This window comes from Pseudoalteromonas sp. T1lg76 (assembly GCF_002964725.1).
Taxonomy (GTDB): domain Bacteria; phylum Pseudomonadota; class Gammaproteobacteria; order Enterobacterales; family Alteromonadaceae; genus Pseudoalteromonas.
Genome location: NZ_PQCE01000035.1, coordinates 13,142 through 28,912 on the forward strand (window position 1 = coordinate 13,142; position 15,771 = coordinate 28,912).

The following is a 15,771-nucleotide window of genomic DNA, read 5'->3' on the forward strand; positions in this document are numbered from 1 at the left end:
AAGGCCGACTGAGCGGCCTTTTTTGCTTAACAGTAACCGAAGCTCATTAAGCGTTTGTAGCGCAAGTCCAGCATTTCTTCAACGCTGTTTTGACGCAGGTCGGCCAGGTCACGCTTAAGCTGTGCCTTCAGGCTCTTGGCCATGGCATCGTAGTTGCGGTGCGCGCCGCCTAACGGCTCTTCGATAATGTTGTTGATCAAATCCAACTCTTTAACGCGCTGCGCGGTTACACCCATGGCTTCAGCAGCCAATGGTGCTTTCTCAGCACTCTTCCATAGGATTGATGCACAACCTTCTGGAGAAATTACCGAATAAGTGCTGTATTGCAGCATGTTAACGCGGTCACCCACACCAATGGCAAGGGCACCACCTGAACCACCTTCACCGATCACGGTACAGATGGTTGGTACTTTCAACGCTGCCATTACTTTTAGGTTACGGGCGATGGCTTCACTTTGGCCACGCTCTTCCGCGCCTACACCTGGGTAGGCACCCGGAGTGTCGATAAAGGTGAAAATTGGCATTTTAAAACGCTCGGCCATTTCCATCAGGCGCAAGGCCTTACGGTAACCTTCCGGCTTTGGCATACCAAAGTTACGTTTGATCTTTTCAGCTGTGTCACGGCCTTTTTGCTGACCGATAACCATAACCGGCTCACCATCTAAACGCGCTACACCACCAAGAATGGCCGGATCGTTTGCAAATGCACGATCGCCCGCGAGTTCGTCGAACTCGGTAAAAATACGCTCGATGTAATCACGTGTGTAAGGACGCAGGGGGTGACGAGCCAGTTGCGAGACCTGCCAGGCACCTAGTTCAGAAAAGATTTTATTAGTTAGTTCAACACTTTTCTCTTTTAGGCGACCGACTTCTTCTTCCAGCCCTAAATCCAGCTCGCCCGCTCGACTGACGTGACGTAGCTCTTCAATCTTCGCTTCCAATTCGGCAATTGGCAGTTCGAAATCCAAATAATTGAGACTCATGCGCTCATTAACCCATTTAATTAAATTCTAATTCTATATTTTGTGCCGCCATCAGGGATAACTTATGAATTAAGTCATCCGCAGGCGTCACACACCATTGTGTTCCTAGTTCCAGCTCAGCCAAGGCATCTGGTCGCCGGTACAGTATTTTTACCGGACAGGTGCCAAACTTATACGGTTCCAGCACTTTTTCCAACTTTTCGAAGAAGTTGTCGTCAACTTGTGCCATATCCACCGTCATTTTCATCGCTTTAATGCGTTTTTCACGGGCCTCGGCGAGGGTACAGACGTCTCGGGCGGTCATTGTAATGCCGCCAGAGAAGTTATCAAAGCTGACCTGTCCAGTTATCACCAAGATATTGTTGATTTGCAGCAATTCTTGGAACATTTCAAACTGTTCTGGGAATAAGCGTACATCAAGACGGGCACTCTTGTCATCTAAGGTGATTAATCCCCAGCGTTTATTCTTCTTATTTATCAAAGTTCGGGCGCTGATCACCAAGCCCGCCGCCGTGGTTTGCACATCTCGCTCGGTCGGCGTCAGATCGACGAGTTTACCGCTAGTATAGTGCTTAAGTTCGCCACGATACTGATTTATTGGGTGCCCGGTTAGGAATAATCCCAGTGTTTCACGCTCACCGTCAAGCCATTGATTATCGGTAAAGTATGGCACTCGTTTAAAGGCTTGTTCAACCTCTTCCGGCTCAGTGGCAAGCAGGCCAAAGAGATCGCCCTGACCGAGTTGCTCAGCCTTATTGTGCTGCTCGGCGGATTTAATCGCCTCGGGCAATGAAGCCATCAAGATGGCGCGACCACCCTGCACAGGATCCGGTCCCAGCTTATCCATGGCACCGGCCATAATCAGCTTTTCGATAACCCGCTTATTAAGGCGTTTTAAATCAACTCGGGCACAGAAGTCGAACAGATCCTTAAACGGCCCTTCCTGCTCACGGGCGCTCAAAATCGCTTCTACCGGGCCTTCACCCACGCCTTTGATCGCACCTATGCCGTAGACAATCTCGCCTTGCTTGTTCACGGTAAACTTATACAGGCCGGCGTTTACATCCGGTGGCAACAAGGTGAGCTTCATGTTTTCACATTCGTCCACCAGGGTAACGATTTTATCCGTGTTATCCATATCCGCCGACATTACCGCAGCCATAAATTCGGATGGATAATGGGTTTTCATCCACAGGGTCTGATACGACACCAGAGCATACGCGGCGGAGTGTGATTTGTTAAAACCATAACCGGCGAATTTCTCTACCAAGTCGAAGATTTTCATCGCCAGTTCGCCGTCAACGCCATTTTGTATCGCCCCTTCTTCGAAGGTCGAGCGCTGCTTGGCCATTTCTTCCGGCTTCTTCTTACCCATGGCTCGACGTAATAAGTCGGCGCCACCGAGCGAGTACCCGGCGAGAACCTGGGCGATTTGCATAACCTGCTCCTGATACAGGATTACGCCATAGGTCGGCTCCAAAATGGGTTGCAAGCTGGTGTGCTGGTACTGGGCATCTGGGTAAGAGATTTCCTCGTTACCATGCTTACGGTCGATAAAGTTATCTACCATGCCCGATTGCAGTGGCCCCGGACGGAACAGGGCCACCAGGGCTATCATATCTTCGAAGCAGTCAGGCTTAAGACGGCGAATAAGGTCTTTCATACCGCGGGATTCGAGCTGGAATACCGCCGTGGTTTCGGCGCGCAGCAAGAGCTCAATACTGGGTCTGTCATCCAGCGGAATGGCATTGATATCCACCGGCGCTTTGCCCTCACGGGCGAGACGCTCATTGGTCATATCCAGGGCCCACTGCAAAATAGTCAGTGTACGCAGACCCAGGAAGTCGAATTTAACCAGACCGGCGGTTTCTACATCGTTCTTATCGAACTGGGTAACCGGGAACTTGCCCTCTTCATCGCAGTACAGGGCGGCAAAATCTGTGATGGTAGTCGGTGAGATTACAACACCACCGGCGTGTTTACCGGCATTACGAGTACAGCCCTCGAGAATACGGCACATGTCTATCAGGTCGCGTACTTCCTCGTCACCATCATAGGCTTCGGGTAAACGCGGTTCGATTTCAAATGCTTTGGCCAGGGTCATACCCGGATCGCCTGGGATCAGCTTGGAAATTCGGTCGACGAAACCATAAGGGTGACCCAGCACCCGGCCCACGTCACGAATAACCGCCTTGGCCGCCATGGTACCAAAGGTGATAATCTGGGATACCGCATCGCGGCCATACAACTTGGCTACGTGGTCTATTACCTCATCGCGGCGGTCCATACAGAAATCGACGTCGAAGTCGGGCATGGAGACCCGCTCTGGGTTTAGAAATCGCTCGAATAGCAGGTCAAACTGCAACGGATCCAGGTCGGTGATCTTCAGGGCATAGGCCACAAGTGAACCTGCACCCGAGCCCCGCCCCGGGCCCACGGGAATATTGTTATCTTTGGACCACTGGATGAACTCCATTACGATCAAGAAGTAACCGGGGAATCCCATTTGGTTGATTACATCGAGCTCGATTTGCAAACGCTCGTCGTATTCACCGCGGCGCTCGGCACGCACCTGCTCGTCAGGGAATAAAAACTGTAAACGCTCTTCAAGGCCGTCGCGGGATACCTTAACCAGGAAGTCCTCGATTTTCAGCGAACCCGTGGGGTAATCCGGCAAGAAATAGGTGCCCAGTTGCACTGTGACGTTACAGCGCTTGGCAATTTCCACCGTGTTTTGCAGCGCCTCGGGAATATCGCTAAACAGCTCGGTCATTTGCTCGGGCGTTTTTAGGTATTGCTCCTGCGAGAAGCGCTTGGGTCTGCGCTTATCTTCCAGGGTGTAACCATCATGGATGGCCACACGAATTTCATGGGGCTCAAAGTCATCCGGTTTTAAGAAAACCACTTCGTTGGTGGCCACCACAGGCAGCTGATGCGCATAGGCGTGCTCAACCGCCAGGTGTAAATAAGTTTCTTCGTCGGCGCGCGAGGTGCGGATCAGCTCTAAATAATAATCACCGGGAAAATGGGTGCGATAAAACTGGCTGATCTCTTCGATAATACCGGCGTTGCCCTTAAGCAGTGCCTTACCCAAGTCACCGTCTTTACCACCGCTGATAATGATCAGGCCTTCGCCATGCTCCGCCAGCCAGTCTCTGTCGACCATGGCACGGTGCATCACATGACCACGCAAATAGGCCTTGGAAATAAGCAAGGTGAGGTTTTTATAACCTTGATTGTTTTTCGCCAGCAGCAATAAACGACAAGGCTCGTCGGGAAATTCCGGGGTATTGAGCCAGATATCGGCACCGACTATGGGCTTAATGCCGGCGCTATGGGCAGCACCATAAAAGCGCACCAGGCCGCATAGGTTCATTTGATCGGTAATAGCCAGAGCGCTGAGTTGCAACTCCTGCGCCTTGGCGACTATGGGCTTGGTTTTAGCCAGGCCATCGACCATGGAAAAGTCACTGTGAACCCGTAAATGAACGAACTGAGGTGCTGCCATTGCTTATTGTCCTCGCTCGGCCAGTACCCTTTGTACGGGCTTAAAACTTTTTCTGTGCTGCTCAAGGGCACCATGCTCGGCCAAGGCTTCAAAATGCGCCTTGGTCGGATAGCCTTTATGCCCGGCAAAACCGTATTGAGGATACTGGGCATCAAGCTCGATCATTTCCTGATCGCGCGCCACCTTGGCCAAAATGGATGCGGCACTGATCTCTGCCACCAGCGCATCCCCTTTCACCACGGCCTGCGCCGCCATATCGAGCTCTGGCAAACGGTTACCATCAACAAACACAAAGTCGGGGGTAATATCCAAACCGGCTACGGCGCGACTCATGGCCAGCATGGTAGCGTGGAGAATATTGAGCTCGTCAATCTCTTCCACCGTGGCGCGGGCAATACAGTAACTCAGGGCTTTTTCTTTGATTTCTTCGCTCAGTGCCTGGCGCTTTTTATCGCTTAGCTTTTTCGAGTCGGTCAGACCGGCAATGGGCTTTTTGGGGTCGAGGATCACCGCGGCGGTGACCACATCGCCCACTAAGGGTCCGCGCCCTACTTCATCGACACCGGCAATATATTGTACGTCTGGGCGATTAATTTGCATCGATAAGCTCCAATACGGCTTTGGCCGCCTGACGGCTGGCATCACAACGAATATTCTGATGGATTTCGGTAAAACGAGCGATTAAGGCGCTGTTATCACCGTACAGACGCGGCTCCAGCGCCGCACACAAGGCGTCGACATTGCATTCATGTTGCAAATACTCGGGCACCAATTCTTCATCGGCCAGCAGGTTCGGCAGCGAGAAATACTTGATGGTAAAGGTAAAGACGTTTTGCACCATCCAGTAGGTCATAGGTTTAAGCTTATAGCCCACCACCATGGGCTTTTTATACAACATGCCTTCCAATGAGGCGGTCCCGGAGGCCAGCAAAATGGCGTCGCTGGCCTGCATGGCTAAGCTGGACTGACCGTCAAGCAGAATGGCCTTAAGCTTTGGCGCATGCTCCTGTTGCAGTGCTAAAAACTGCTCCTTACGCGCTTCATTAACCAAAGGCACCACCACCTTTAAGTCCGGATTTTGCTGTTGCAAACGCTCAGCGGTTTGCGCATAGGTAGGGGTTAGCAAGCCAACCTCGGAGCCTCGGCTGCCGGGTAGCAAAGCAAGCACCTTATCCTCAGGAGATAAACCTAATTGCTCCCGCGCCTGGGTATTATCCTGTTCAACGGCAATATCATCGGCCAGGGTGTGACCGACAAAGGTGCAGGGCACCTGATGCTCATCGTAAAATGCTTTTTCAAAGGGTAACAGGGACAACACCAGGTTAGTGGCTTTGGCGATTTTATGAATACGTTTTTGTCGCCATGCCCACACCGAAGGGCTGACATAATGCACAGTCGTGATGCCCGCTTCTTTAAGCGGCAGTTCAACACGCAGATTAAAATCCGGCGCATCGATACCGACAAACACATCCGGCGGGTTAGCGATAAAATGCTGCACCAGTCCTTTGCGAATACGCAGCAGGCGAGGCAAACGCGAGAGCACCTCAACCAAGCCCATCACAGACAACTCTTCCATATCAAACAGGCTGTCACAGCCTAGCGCCTGCATACGCGGGCCACCGATGCCGACAAACTCTGCATCCGGGTGAGATTTCAAGATCGCTTTCATCAGGCCTTCGCCGAGAATGTCGCCCGACATTTCTCCGGCAACAATACCGATACGTAGAGGTTTAGCTGCTGCGCTCATCTAAAGGGGGTTTCCCATATACCACTGTTATTATTAACAGCCTAGTCTACCCTGTTTAGGGTGTGCTTAAAACCTTAGCGGAGCACAAATCCACGGCGCTGAAAAATAGCCGATTTTTTCATCCCTTGGCACAGAGCGCAAGCCGGCTGTTTTTTCATCGCAATGAATTTTTTTATAAATTAGCAACTGCTAATGTGTGGTTGACTGTTAACCAATAAGTACGGATACTATGCAAGCTTTCAGTTATTACTGAAAGTTCAAACATCTTACATTAGGGGTAAACCATGATAGATGAATCCTTTGTAGACATATCCCGTCTGCAATTTGCAATAACGGCCTTCTATCACTTTTTATTCGTGCCACTGACGTTAGGGATGACATGGATTTTGGTGATAATGGAATCCGTCTATGTGATGACAGGGCGAGAAATATATCGTGATATGACCAAGTTTTGGGGCAAGTTATTCGGTATCAACTTTGCGCTTGGGGTCGCCACCGGACTGACCATGGAGTTCGAATTCGGTACCAACTGGTCCTACTATTCGCATTATGTCGGCGACATCTTCGGCGCGCCGCTCGCTATCGAAGGCCTGATGGCTTTCTTCCTCGAATCCACCTTTGTTGGCATGTTCTTCCTCGGCTGGGACCGTCTGACCAAGGTGCAACACCTGGGTGTTACCTTTCTCATGGCCATAGGCACCAACCTCTCGGCGCTGTGGATCCTTATCGCCAACGGCTGGATGCAAAACCCAGTGGGCTCAGAATTTAATTACCAAACCATGCGCATGGAAATGCAAAGCTTTGGCGAGCTGGTCTTCAACCCGGTTGCCCAGGTGAAGTTTATTCATACCGTGTCCGCCGGTTATGTCGCCGCGTCCATGTTTGTGCTTGGGATCAGCGCCTATTACCTGCTTAAAGGGCGCGACGTGGCTTTTGCCAAACGCTCGTTTTCGGTGGCCTGTAGCTTTGGTTTAGCCTCGGTGCTCTGTGTCATCTTGCTCGGCGATGAGTCCGGTTATGAGGTCGGCGAGGTGCAAAAGGTTAAACTGGCCGCCATTGAAGCGGAATGGGAAACCGAACCCGCCCCCGCCGCCTTTACTCTGTTCGGTATTCCCGACTCAGAGGCACAGGAAACCCACGCTGCGGTTAAAATCCCCTATGTGATGGGCATTATTGCCACCCGCTCCCTGGATGAAGAGGTCACTGGTATCAAGGAATTACAGCAGCAGCACGAGGTACGGATCCGCAGCGGCATGATTGCCTATCGCTATCTGGAAAAGTTGCGCAATGGTGATACCCGCCCCGAGATCGTTGCCGAATTTGACAAGTACAAGGCCGATCTCGGCTATGGCTTGTTGCTTAAGCGCTATCGCGATGATGTCTATAACGCCAGTGAAGAAGAAATCGCTATGGCGGTGAAGGACTCGATCCCTGCCGTCGGTCCGCTGTTCTGGACCTTCCGCGTTATGGTGGCCTGTGGGATGATCATGCTGTTTATCTTCGCCGCTTCTTTCTATTACAACGCCAAGCGGGTGATTGAGAAAAAACGCTGGCTGCTTAAGGCCGCCTTATTTGCCATTCCCCTGCCTTGGATAGCCATAGAAACAGGTTGGTTTGTGGCGGAATTCGGTCGCCAACCCTGGGCAATTTCCGAAGTGCTGCCCACCTTTATGGCCACCTCCAGCCTGACCTTTAATGATGTGCTGATCTCCCTGACCGGCTTTATTATCTTCTACACCATACTCGCCATTATCGAGGTGTGGTTGATGCTGCACTTTATTAAACAGGGTCCCAGCTCGCTGCACACCGGCAAGTATTATTTTGAACGCCAGGCCGCCCTTAAGGAGACTCAGGTATGATTTTCGATTACGAAACCCTTAAACTGATCTGGTGGCTGTTAATTGGTGCCCTGCTTATCGGCTTTGCCATCACCGATGGCATGGACATGGGCGCCGCGGTCTTGCTGCCCTTTGTCGCCAAAAAAGATGTCGAGCGCCGTGTGGTAATTAACACCGTCGGCGCACACTGGGACGGCAACCAGGTCTGGCTGATCACCGCCGGTGGCGCCTTATTTGCAGCCTGGCCCATGGTGTATGCAGCGGCTTTTTCCGGCTTTTACTTCGCCATGATGCTGGTGCTGTTTGCACTGTTTTTCCGCCCCTTGGCCTTTGACTATCGCTCCAAGCTGGATAACCCGACTTGGCGCAACCGTTGGGACTGGGCACTCTTTGCCGGCAGCTTTATTCCCGCACTCATTTTTGGTGTCGCCTTTGGCAACCTGATCCAAGGGGTGCCCTTGCATATAGATAATCTTATGCGGGTCAGCTATTTGGGCTCTTTCTTTGCCCTGCTCAACCCCTTTGCCCTACTTTGTGGCCTTATTAGCGTGACCATGTTGGTCGCCCATGGCGGTCTCTGGTTGCAACTGCGCACCGTAGATCCGGTCGCCTCACGCGCCGCTAAATTGGGTCGCCTGGCATTGATCCTAGCTCTGGTGGGCTTTGCCATTGCCGGAGTCTGGTTAACGCAAATCGAGGGCATGCAAATTATCACCATGGCCGAGCCCGGTAGCCATGCCGATCCCTTAGCAAAAACAGTGAAAACAGGCACCGGTTTATGGCTCGATGGCTACCAGCAGCGGCCGTGGAGTATGGCCTTCCCGGTACTGGCTTATGTGGCTGGCGTATTGGCTCTACTTTGCTCTTGGCGCAACAAGGCCGGACTGGGCTTTATCCTCACCAGCTTAATGCTGGTTGGCATTATTATGACTTTTGGCGCCAGCCTGTTCCCCTTCATCATGCCTTCAAGCCATGATGCCAATATGAGTCTGACCATTTGGGATGCGGTTTCCAGCCATATGACCCTTAACATCATGTTTATCGTGGTGGCACTGCTGCTGCCCATAGTCCTGAGTTACACCACCTGGTGTTATGTGAAGATGTGGCGTCGAGTCAGTCATGAAGAAATCGAAAACAACTCTCACGGCAGCTATTAAGGAGGCATTATGTGGTATTTCGCTTGGATATTAGGGGTACTCTTTGCCGTTGCTTTCGGCGTAATTAATGTGATGTGGTATGAAATGCAACAGCACACCGACAGTATTGCAGACGACGAGCAGGAGCACTTCTAAGCTCATGAACCCCCAACCAAATCGCGCGCAGCAACTCCAGCTGCGCGCCTTTTTAAAGGAATTTACCCGCCCCCATAACCGCCCTTTGCTGCTAAGCATATTTTTGGGCTTTAGCAGTGGCGTGTTGATGATCATCAGTTGCTATGTGCTGGCGCAGTTGTGCCATAAGGTGATGTTTGCCGGGCAAGACTTAGCCGAGCAGACACAAGCCCTGTACTTGCTGGCGGGATTAGGTCTACTGCGGGCGCTCTTGATAGGAGCCAGTCGCGCCATGGCTGAGCGCAGTGCACTCAATATCAAGCTGGCGATGCGTGAAGCCCTGTGGAAAGCCTTGGTCAAACAGCAAGAAAACGGCTCAGCGAGCCGCCCGGCATCGGAGTGGGTACTCACCCTCAACCAGGGTGTTGAAGCTCTGCACGATTACTTCGCCAAATACCTGCCGGCGGTAGCCTATGCTGGGCTTATTCCCTTTGCCATTATCGCCGTGGTATTTCCCATCGACTGGAAGTCCGGGCTTATTTTTCTTATTACCGCGCCGCTTATTCCATTTTTTATGATCCTCATTGGCTATAAGGCGCAAGCGCTGAATGAGCGAAATTGGCAAAGCCTACAGTATATGGGGCAGTTCTTTTTTGACCGCCTAAACGGCCTGACTCAATTAAAACTATTTAACAGCGCCCAGAGCCAGGTTAAACGCGTTGAGCAGATGGCGGATCAGTTTCGTATATCGACTCTGTCGGTATTACGTATCGCCTTTATTTCCACCCTGGCGCTGGAATTTTTAGCCACTATCAGCATTGCCCTGGTGGCCGTGATCATCGGCTTTCGTTTGTATTTCGGCACCCTGGATTTTGCCACGGGTTTTGTGGTGCTCTTGTTGGCACCTGAGTTTTATCTGCCACTGCGTCAGTTGGGGCAGCATTACCATGCCAAGCTCAAGGGTCTGGCCAGCGCCGACTCCATGCTGGCGCTTTTGAGCACACAAGAGCTGCAGCAAACTCCCCTGCCAAAAAATACGCGGGATAAGGCCAAGCTAGCATCTATCACCAAGTTAGAAGTGCAGGATTTATCCCTGCGACTTGATGAGGGCGCCAATGCGGTGCTAAAAAATATCAGCTTTAGCACCGAAGCTAACGGCATACTCGCCCTGGTAGGCCAAAGCGGCGCCGGCAAATCCACCCTGATGGACTGTTTGATGGGCTTATATCCGCAAGCAAACTCAGCCATACGCATCAATGGCATACCGTTAACGGATATCGATATTGCCAGCTATCAAGAGCGCATTGCCTGGGTCGCGCAAACGCCCACCTTATTCAGTGGCACCCTGGCCGAGAATATTGCCCTCGGCAGCGAATCTATCGACCTTGAGGCTATACGCGCGCTTTGTAAAGAGCTGGATTTGGACGCCTTTATCATGGCTCTGCCCCATCAGTACGATACAAAAATCGGCGAATTGGGCCAGGGTCTATCCGGCGGTCAGATACAACGTTTAGCCCTGGCCAGAGCCCTATTACGGCAACCGGATGTGATCTTTTTAGACGAGCCCACGGCGGCGCTCGATAAGCTTAGCGAACAAAAGGTGCAGGCCTGTCTTGAGCGCATCAGCGCACACACCCTGGTGGTGATCATTGCCCATAGACTCAATACCTTGAGCCAAGCCAATCAGGTCCTGGTACTTAAACAGGGTGAGCTGATAGAACAAGGCAGCTATAACGAGCTTGCCGCCGATACTCATTCACAGCTTGGCTGCATGCTTAAGGCACCGGAGGTGGTTTATGGCTAATTGGCGCTTTCTTATTTCCCTCATTCGCCCCCACCTTGGCTGGGCGCTGTTAGGTCTATTTTTGGCTTTTCTTGCCCTGGCCGCCAATATTACCCTGCTGGCCGTTTCCGCTTGGTTTTTGGCGGCCATGGCCGCCGCGGGTTTACAAGGGATGACCATGAACTACTTCACCCCGGCGGGCATTATTCGCTTCCTGGCCATCGTTCGTACCGCCAGCGGCTACGCCCAGCGCCTGGTCAATCACAACACCACCTTTTTAATACTTAAAACCCTGCGGGTGCGCATTTTCGCTGCCCTCACCCAGGCTTCCTTGCAGAGCTTTACCAGTGTCGGGCAACGCCTGTCACAGTTGCAGGAAGACGTTGAGCAACTCGATGAATTCTATATCGGCGTTCTGGTACCCCTGTTATTGGCTGTCATGGCCTTACCCTTAATTGCCTGGGTGCTCGGCAGCTACAGCCCTGTGCTGATGCTGGTGACCCTTGCGGCCTTGCTCATTACCGGAGTCATCTTGCCCGCCTGGCTTAGTCGTAATCTAAAAGGGGTCGGCAAACGCACCCAGGATGCGCAAAGCAAGTTAAGTGAATGCCTGGTAGAGGGCGCGCGCGGCTTAAAAGAGCTGCATTTGGCGGGCGCCGCACAACAATATTGGCAAGATCTGGATAAGGCGCAGCGCACCTTGGCGCAGGAGCAACAAAAGGCACATCGCTGGTTTGCCACCCATCAGGGGCTGTCACTGCTTATCAGCCAGCTGACGATAGTTATGGCACTTGTGGCCTTGATCCCACTGGTCAATAGTGGTCAGTTGGCACAGGTTGAGCTGGCCATGCTGGTGCTCTTAGTATTAGGTGCCTTTGAGTCCGTGTTAATGCTGCCCGATGCCATGCTAAAACTGGAGCTCACCTTGGCCAGCGCCGGGCGCATTCGCGCCCAACTAGCCGAAGTGGATAAAACGCCAACACAGGTGCAACAAGGAAAAGCGCACGCCGAGCTTATCTTTTCCCTCGACCGAGTTTGCTTTGCCTACCCAAATCAGCCCCCTGTTTTTCAATCCTTGTCCCTGGACATAAAGCGAGGTGAGAAGCTGGCCATAATAGGCAGAAGCGGCGCCGGCAAGTCCACCTTGCTTGGCCTGCTAACGGCGCAGCTCCAGCGACAACAGGGAACGTTTTTGGCGTTTGATACTCACGTAGAGATGCTCGACGCCGCTTGGCTTAATCAAGAGTTGGGCGTGCTGAATCAATTCAGCCACACCTTTAGCGCCACCATTAAAGAAAACCTGCTTCTTGCCAAGGAGGATGCCACTGATGAAGAAATCTGGTCGGCGCTCGAACAGGCGCAACTGGCGGCCACGGTAAAGCAAATGATTAAGCGCCTGGACACCCAAGTAGGGGCCACCGGACGCCAGCTGTCCGCCGGCGAAGCCAGACGTTTGCACCTGGCGCAACTATTTTTGCGCGACCCACAAGTGCTGATATTGGATGAACCCACCCGCGGCCTGGACGGTGATAATCAAAGCAAGGTCTTTGATGCGGTCTTAACCCTGACACAAAACAAAACCCTGGTCATAAGCACTCATGAAACTTCACTGCTGAGTCATATGGATAAGGTGCTGTGGATGGACGAAGGCCAGATAAAAGCTGTGGCTAGCCACAAGGAGCTATATCAGCAGTATGAGGAGTATCGTGCCATCAGCCAGTTGCTTAACTAGCGAAACAGCCGCAATCATATTTACACAGGCATAAAAAAAGCGCTAACCGGGTTTACCAACCGAGTTAGCGCTTTTTCATATATTTCTGCTCTGCTAGTTTGCAGCTCTTAAACTAACGAATAATGCCGCGCGTAGAGCTGTTAACCAAGTCGATCATAGGCTGAATGGCTGGGAAGTTAGCCACTTCCTCTTGCAGCTGTGCCAGTGCTTCATCGGCCTTCAATCCCTTTCGGAATAGGGTCTTATAAGCACGGCGCAGGGCCATGATTTCGTCAGATTCAAAACCACGACGCTTCAAGCCTTCGGTATTGATAGCCACCGGGCGCGCAGGCGTGCCGATTGTAGTCACATACGGTGGCACATCCTGGTTTACTCCCGAGTACATGCCGATAAAGGCATGAGCACCCACTTTACAGAACTGATGCACGCCTGAGTTACCCGCTAGGATCACCCAGTCACCTATGTGCACGTGGCCCGCGACACTGGCGTTATTCGCAAAAATAACGTTGTCGCCAATCACTGCGTCATGCGCAACATGGGTATAGGCCATAAACAGGTTATTGCTGCCAATCTTGGTGATACCCTGATCCTGAATGGTGCCACGGTGAATGGTGGCGCATTCGCGAATAATATTGTTATCACCTATGATAAGCTGCGTTGGTTCATCCTTGTATTTTTTATCCTGGCACGCCTCGCCTACCGATGCGAATTGAAAGATGTGGTTGTTTTTGCCGATTTTAGACGGCCCTTTTACTACCACATGAGATTCAATAATAGTACCTGCACCGATTTCAACGTCATTGCCTATATAGCTATAAGCGCCAACTTGAACATCATCAGCAAGTTTTGCACCGGGTTCGATAATTGCGGTCGGATGGATCACGATTAAAACTCTCTTCTTGCACACATTAGTTCGGCGCTGCACACGACTTTATCGTCAACGCGTGCTTCGCCGTAGAATTTCCACATATTGCGGCGCTCTTTTAAGAACTTTACATGCAAGTGCATGGTATCGCCAGGTAATACCGGCTGCTTAAAGCGCGCATTGTCGATGGCTGCAAACAAGTATAGCTCGTTCTCACCACGATTTTCTGTGGTTTTAAAACCCAATAGACCTGTCGCCTGGGCCATGGCTTCAAGGATCATCACGCCTGGGAAAATTGGCTGCTCAGGAAAGTGACCGGTAAAGATCGGCTCATTGATGGTCACATTTTTGATTGCATGCAGGCTTTCACCCGGGGTGTAATCTAACACCTTGTCCACCAACAGCATCGGATAACGGTGCGGTAGTAAACTCATTATCTCTTGAATATCTAAGCTATTTAACTGATTAGCCAACTTCTTTTCCTTAAAACAAAGTTATTCTTGTGACTTAAGCTCGGCCTCAATGGCCTTTATACGCTTATTCATGTCACCAATATTGCGCAGGTGCGCTATGGTACGACGCCACTCTTTATTCTTGCTGTGCGGCAAGCCCGAGGAGTAAATACCCGGCTCGTTGATGCCACTGGTAACCATATTCATACCGGTTAGCACCACCTTATCGCAGATCTCTACATGACCTGTGATGGCACTGAGACCACCTATCTGGCAATAACGACCTATTTTGGTACTCCCCGCCACCACGGTACAGCCGGCAATAGCGGTGCCTTCGCAAATTTCCACATTGTGGGCAATTTGACACTGGTTATCGATAATCACGTTATCGTGGATAATAGTGTCGTCGATAGCGCCCCGATCTATGGTGGTACTGGCGCCAATCTCAACGCGGTCGCCGATTATAACAGATCCGACCTGAGGGATCTTCACCCACTGGCCACGCTCATTGGCATAACCAAAGCCATCGGCACCAATCACCGTATTGGCTTGCACTAAGCAGTGTTCGCCCAACTGCACCTGATGGTAAACAGTCACGTTATTCCACAGCTTAGTATGGGCACCGATTTGCGCATCTTTGCCGATAAAACAATGGGAACCAATTTGCGCATGCTCGCCAATCACTGCACCGGCTTCAATCACCACGAGTGGGCCGATATTGGCGCTGGCGCTGACCTTGGCATCCGGGCTAATCACCGCACTGGGATGAATCCCCTGAGCCGCAGCCGGCGTGCTGTCGAGCAGCTGTGCCAACTTAGCATAGGCCACATAAGGGTCCTGGCAAATCAGTTTGTTGCCGGCGAAGTGCTCGGCATCGGCGGCACTGAGGATCACAGCACCGGCTTTCGTATCGGCCAACTGGCTACGATACTTTTTATTCGCTAAAAAACTAATATGCGCCGCAGTTGCTTTTCCAAGCGTCTGTATGCCAACGACTTCAAGGGTGCCGTCACCAATAAGCTCGGCACCTAAGTGTTGGGCGATGTCAGCTAAGCTTTTTGCCATCATTACTTCTTACTTACGCGCTCAACCACTTTTTCTGACAGGTCAGTCACTTCTTTAGGATTGAAGTAGATAGTACCGTCTTTAACCTTCACTTCGTCGAAATCACCATCTTTGGCAATTTCTTCAATAGCCGTAATAATGGTTTTCTGTAGCTTGGCCAACTCTTGGTTTTGACGTTGCTTGATTTCTTGCTCTAGCGGACGACCTTTTTCGTTAAACTGCTTTTGCATGCTGTTGATCTTGTCACCTAGCGCTTTCTTCTGGTCTTCGCTCATGGTTGGCGCTTCACGCTGAAACTTTTCCATTTCAAAACGGATATCGCCCTGCAGCTTTTCAAGTTCTTGACGACGCTCAGAGAATTCACTTTTCAATGTATTGTCGATAGCCGCAGTTTGTGGCACCTGAGAGTAGATGGTTTGCATATCAACAATACCAACCTTATGCGCCAAAGCCTGTACCGAAGTACCCATGGTTAGTGCCGCTAATACTACTAGTGCTGTGTTTTTAAATAGTTTGTTCACAGAAAA

Annotated in this window: 13 protein-coding genes; 5 read left to right on the forward strand and 8 right to left on the reverse strand. The window is 51.4% G+C overall.

What is annotated here, in order from left to right:
• Nucleotides 1-26 precede the first annotated feature (26 nt).
• Genes accA through lpxB form a run of 4 tightly spaced genes read right to left on the reverse strand, consistent with a single transcriptional unit; the run spans nucleotide 27 to nucleotide 6,238 of the window.
• Nucleotides 27-983: an acetyl-CoA carboxylase carboxyl transferase subunit alpha gene (gene accA / locus C2M35_RS13165; protein ID WP_105200518.1), complete on the reverse strand. Its 957-nt coding sequence runs from the start codon at nucleotides 981-983 to the stop codon at nucleotides 27-29.
• A gap of 16 nt (nucleotides 984-999) precedes the next feature.
• Nucleotides 1,000-4,491 (reverse strand): DNA polymerase III subunit alpha, encoded by a 3,492-nt coding sequence (gene dnaE / locus C2M35_RS13170; RefSeq protein WP_105265544.1) that lies wholly within the window; start codon nucleotides 4,489-4,491, stop codon nucleotides 1,000-1,002.
• Nucleotides 4,492-4,494: 3 nt separating this feature from the next.
• Nucleotides 4,495-5,091, reverse strand: a complete 597-nt coding sequence (gene rnhB / locus C2M35_RS13175; protein ID WP_105265545.1) for a ribonuclease HII — start codon at nucleotides 5,089-5,091, stop codon at nucleotides 4,495-4,497.
• Entirely contained in the window at nucleotides 5,081-6,238 is a 1,158-nt protein-coding gene (gene lpxB, locus C2M35_RS13180) for a lipid-A-disaccharide synthase (protein WP_105265546.1), read from the reverse strand. The genes rnhB and lpxB overlap by 11 nt, the downstream gene beginning before the upstream one ends.
• Nucleotides 6,239-6,522: 284 nt before the next feature.
• Here lpxB and C2M35_RS13185 point away from each other — a divergent pair, with 284 nt between their 5' ends.
• Genes C2M35_RS13185 through cydC form a run of 5 tightly spaced genes read left to right on the forward strand, consistent with a single transcriptional unit; the run spans nucleotide 6,523 to nucleotide 12,862 of the window.
• A complete protein-coding gene (locus C2M35_RS13185) occupies nucleotides 6,523-8,097 on the forward strand; it encodes a cytochrome ubiquinol oxidase subunit I (RefSeq protein WP_105258380.1) in 1,575 nt (524 codons plus the stop codon).
• The gene (gene cydB / locus C2M35_RS13190; RefSeq protein WP_105215531.1) at nucleotides 8,094-9,233 is read left to right on the forward strand and encodes a cytochrome d ubiquinol oxidase subunit II; all 1,140 of its coding nucleotides are present in this window, start codon (nucleotides 8,094-8,096) and stop codon (nucleotides 9,231-9,233) included. The genes C2M35_RS13185 and cydB overlap by 4 nt, the downstream gene beginning before the upstream one ends.
• Nucleotides 9,234-9,242: 9 nt before the next feature.
• Nucleotides 9,243-9,368: a cytochrome bd-I oxidase subunit CydX gene (gene cydX, locus C2M35_RS13195; RefSeq protein WP_105190793.1), complete on the forward strand. Its 126-nt coding sequence runs from the start codon at nucleotides 9,243-9,245 to the stop codon at nucleotides 9,366-9,368.
• Between the two features lie 4 nt (nucleotides 9,369-9,372).
• Entirely contained in the window at nucleotides 9,373-11,151 is a 1,779-nt protein-coding gene (cydD, locus tag C2M35_RS13200; RefSeq protein ID WP_105265547.1) for a thiol reductant ABC exporter subunit CydD, read from the forward strand.
• Nucleotides 11,144-12,862, forward strand: a complete 1,719-nt coding sequence (gene cydC / locus C2M35_RS13205) for a thiol reductant ABC exporter subunit CydC (RefSeq protein ID WP_105265548.1) — start codon at nucleotides 11,144-11,146, stop codon at nucleotides 12,860-12,862. Before cydD ends, cydC begins: the two co-directional genes overlap by 8 nt.
• Nucleotides 12,863-12,974: 112 nt before the next feature.
• On the opposite strand, the gene lpxA is transcribed toward cydC, so the two are convergent.
• The 4 genes from lpxA to C2M35_RS13225 are packed head-to-tail and all read right to left on the reverse strand — an operon-like array spanning nucleotide 12,975 to nucleotide 15,765.
• The gene (gene lpxA, locus C2M35_RS13210) at nucleotides 12,975-13,745 is read right to left on the reverse strand and encodes an acyl-ACP--UDP-N-acetylglucosamine O-acyltransferase (protein WP_105200526.1); all 771 of its coding nucleotides are present in this window, start codon (nucleotides 13,743-13,745) and stop codon (nucleotides 12,975-12,977) included.
• A 2-nt stretch (nucleotides 13,746-13,747) separates the two neighbouring features.
• Complete coding sequence (fabZ, locus tag C2M35_RS13215; protein WP_105200527.1) at nucleotides 13,748-14,200, reverse strand: 3-hydroxyacyl-ACP dehydratase FabZ; 453 nt, start codon at nucleotides 14,198-14,200, stop codon at nucleotides 13,748-13,750.
• A 21-nt stretch (nucleotides 14,201-14,221) separates the two neighbouring features.
• A complete protein-coding gene (lpxD, locus tag C2M35_RS13220) occupies nucleotides 14,222-15,247 on the reverse strand; it encodes a UDP-3-O-(3-hydroxymyristoyl)glucosamine N-acyltransferase (RefSeq protein WP_105215539.1) in 1,026 nt (341 codons plus the stop codon).
• Nucleotides 15,247-15,765, reverse strand: coding sequence for an OmpH family outer membrane protein (locus C2M35_RS13225; protein WP_105258376.1), 519 nt, complete (start codon nucleotides 15,763-15,765; stop codon nucleotides 15,247-15,249). The genes lpxD and C2M35_RS13225 overlap by 1 nt, the downstream gene beginning before the upstream one ends.
• Nucleotides 15,766-15,771: the final 6 nt, after the last annotated feature.